Here is a 2,558-nt window from a genome sequence, read left to right on the forward strand (position 1 = left end):
CCGCTCGCGCCCGGCACGGCCGCGCCCTGCATGACCGGGGCCCCCGTGCCGCCCGGCGCCGACGCGGTCGTGCCCGTCGAGGCCGCGACGCCGGACCGCTTCGTCGACGAGGCCGCGGTCGACGCGACGGTCTCCTTCACCGCTCCCGTCACCGCGGGCGCGTACGTCCGTGAGCGCGGCAGCGACCTGGCCGCGGGCCGCCCGCTGGTCGCCCGGGGGACGCGCCTCCTCCCCGCGCACTGGGGCGTCCTCGCGTCGGCGGGCGTGGTCCGGGTCGCCGTGCGCCGCCGACCCGTCGTCCTCCTGCTCTCCACCGGCCTCGAGCTGCGCGGCCCCGGCGAGGAGCTCGCGCCCGGCCAGGTGCACGACGCCAACTCCGTCGCGCTGGCCGCGGCGCTGCAGGCCGCCGGCGCGGAGGTCTGCGCGCTGCGGGTCGCGTCCGACGAGCCCGACCGCGTCCGCGACGCGCTCGACGCGGCCGCCGACGGCGTCGACCTCCTCGTCACCACGGGCGGCGTGAGCGCGGGCGCCTACGAGGTGGTGCGCGACGTGCTCGAGGGCGGCGGCGTGGAGTTCCGGTCCGTCGCCGTGCAGCCGGGCGGGCCGCAGGGGCTCGGGACCGCGGACGTCGGCGGCGCCCGCATCCCGGTGGTGGCCTTCCCCGGCAACCCCGTGAGCGCGCTCGTCTCGTTCGAGCTCTTCCTCCGCCCCGCGCTGCGCGCCCTCGCCGGGCACCCGCGTCCCGAGCGCGCGGCGCAGGAGCTGCCGCTCGCCGAGGCCCTCGACTCGCCCGCCGGCAAGCACCAGGTGCGGCGCGGCCGGGTCGACGCCGACGGCCGGGCGGTCCCGGTCGGCGGCCCCGGATCCCACCTGCTGCACGCGTACGCGACCGCCACCCACCTCGTCCACATCCCCGAGGACGTCGACCGGCTCGAGGCCGGCGACCCCGTCACCGTCTGGAGCATCGATGACTGACCCCGGAGCAGGCGCGGACGTCGCGCCCGACCTCACCCACCTGCGGCCGGACGGGTCCGCGCACATGGTCGACGTGACCGGCAAGGCCACCACGAAGCGCCGCGCCGTCGCGCAGGCCGTGCTCGTGACGCGGCCCGAGGTCGTCCGGGCCGTGATCTCCGGCGACCTGCCCAAGGGCGAGGCCGTCGGGACGGCGCGCATCGCCGGGATCATGGCGGCGAAGCGGACCTCGTCCCTCATCCCGCTCTGCCACCCGCTGCCGATCGGGCGCATCGAGATCGACATCGCGGGCGCGGACGACCGGCTCACGGTCGTGGCGTCGGTGAGCACGACGGGCGTCACGGGCGTCGAGATGGAGGCCCTGACCGCGGCCTCGGTCGCCGCGCTCACCCTCTACGACATGGTGAAGGCCGTCGACGCCCGGGCCGTGATCACCGAGGTCCTGGTGCGCGAGAAGCAGGGCGGCAAGTCCGGGGACTGGGTGCGCGCATGAGCGGGGCGGATCCGCGCGGCCGGGCCGTCGTCATCGTCGCCTCCACCCGCGCCGCCGCGGGCGAGTACGAGGACCGCACGGGACCCGTCATCGCGGCGTGGCTGGCCGAGCGCGGCTTCGCGGTCGACGGACCGGTCGTCCGGGCCGACGGACCCGGCGTGGAGGCGGCGCTCGCCGAGGCCGTAGCCGGCGGCGCGCGGGTGGTCCTCACCACGGGCGGCACGGGCGTCACGCCCACCGACCGCACGCCCGAGGCGACCGCCCCGCTGCTGGACCTCGAGATCCCCGGGATCGTGGAGGAGGTCCGCCGCGTCGGCGTGGCCCACACGCCCACCGCCGTGCTCACGCGCGGGCACGCGGGCGTCGCCGGCGGCTCGTTCGTCATGAACCTGCCGGGCTCGCCGGGCGGCGTGCGCGACGGGCTGGCCGTCCTCGACGGCGTGCTCGACCACGTCCTCGAGCAGATCCGCGGCTCCGTCCACCCCGCGACGGATGCCGCCGCCGACCGGGGGGAGCGCGCGTGACCGCCGACCGGGTGCTGTTCGCGCGCATCGCGGGCGGCGCGATCCGCGTCGAGGACTGCGCCGACGCCGTGCGCGCCGACGACGCCGGCGCCGTCGTGACCTTCGAGGGCGTCGTGCGCGACCACGACGACGGCCGGGGCGTGCTCTGGCTCGACTACTCCGCGCATCCCGCCGCGCGCCAGGCGATCCGGCAGGTCGCCCTCGACGTCTCCGCCCGCTACCCGGACGTGCGCATCGCCGTGGAGCACCGCATCGGCCGGCTCGGCATCGGCGACGTCGCGCTCACCTGCGCCGTCTCCTCCGCGCACCGCGCCGACGCGTTCGCCGCCTGCGGCCTGCTCGTCGACGAGGTCAAGCAGCGCGTCCCCATCTGGAAGCAGCAGGCGTTCGACGACGGCTCGAGCGAGTGGGTGGCCTCGCTCGGCTGACGACCGCCCGCGTGGCTCAGCCGCCGGGCGCGCCCTCGTGCCGCTCCGGCGGGTGCTCCGTCGGCGCCGCAGCGGGGAGCGCCTCAGCGGAGGGCGCCTCAGCGGGGAGCGCCGCAGCGGCAGCGGCGCGCCGGTCCT

At 78.0% G+C, this 2,558-nt stretch carries 4 protein-coding genes; all 4 read left to right on the top strand.

Annotation, left to right across the window (positions count from 1 at the left end):
• On the top strand, window positions 1-975 hold a 975-nt coding region (gene glp / locus Q6969_RS14895), incomplete at its 5' end, for a gephyrin-like molybdotransferase Glp (protein WP_317231141.1).
• Entirely contained in the window at window positions 968-1,468 is a 501-nt protein-coding gene (gene moaC, locus Q6969_RS14900) for a cyclic pyranopterin monophosphate synthase MoaC (RefSeq protein WP_104290156.1), read from the top strand. The genes glp and moaC, both read left to right, overlap by 8 nt.
• On the top strand, window positions 1,465-1,992 hold the full coding sequence (locus Q6969_RS14905; protein WP_317231142.1) for a molybdenum cofactor synthesis domain-containing protein: 528 nt from the start codon (window positions 1,465-1,467) through the stop codon (window positions 1,990-1,992). The genes moaC and Q6969_RS14905 overlap by 4 nt, the downstream gene beginning before the upstream one ends.
• Window positions 1,989-2,420: a molybdenum cofactor biosynthesis protein MoaE gene (locus Q6969_RS14910; protein ID WP_317231143.1), complete on the top strand. Its 432-nt coding sequence runs from the start codon at window positions 1,989-1,991 to the stop codon at window positions 2,418-2,420. The genes Q6969_RS14905 and Q6969_RS14910 overlap by 4 nt, the downstream gene beginning before the upstream one ends.
• Window positions 2,421-2,558: the final 138 nt, after the last annotated feature.

Origin of the sequence: Clavibacter sp. MX14-G9D (genome assembly GCF_032917815.1) — a bacterium.
In the GTDB taxonomy this organism is placed as follows: Bacteria; Actinomycetota; Actinomycetes; order Actinomycetales; family Microbacteriaceae; genus Clavibacter; species Clavibacter michiganensis_K.

Coding starts and splice junctions, on each gene's coding strand:
- moaC (WP_104290156.1), top strand. CDS start 968: ATGACTGACCCCGGAGCAGGCGCGGACGTCGCGCCCGACCTCACCCAC.
- Q6969_RS14905 (WP_317231142.1), top strand. CDS start 1,465: ATGAGCGGGGCGGATCCGCGCGGCCGGGCCGTCGTCATCGTCGCCTCC.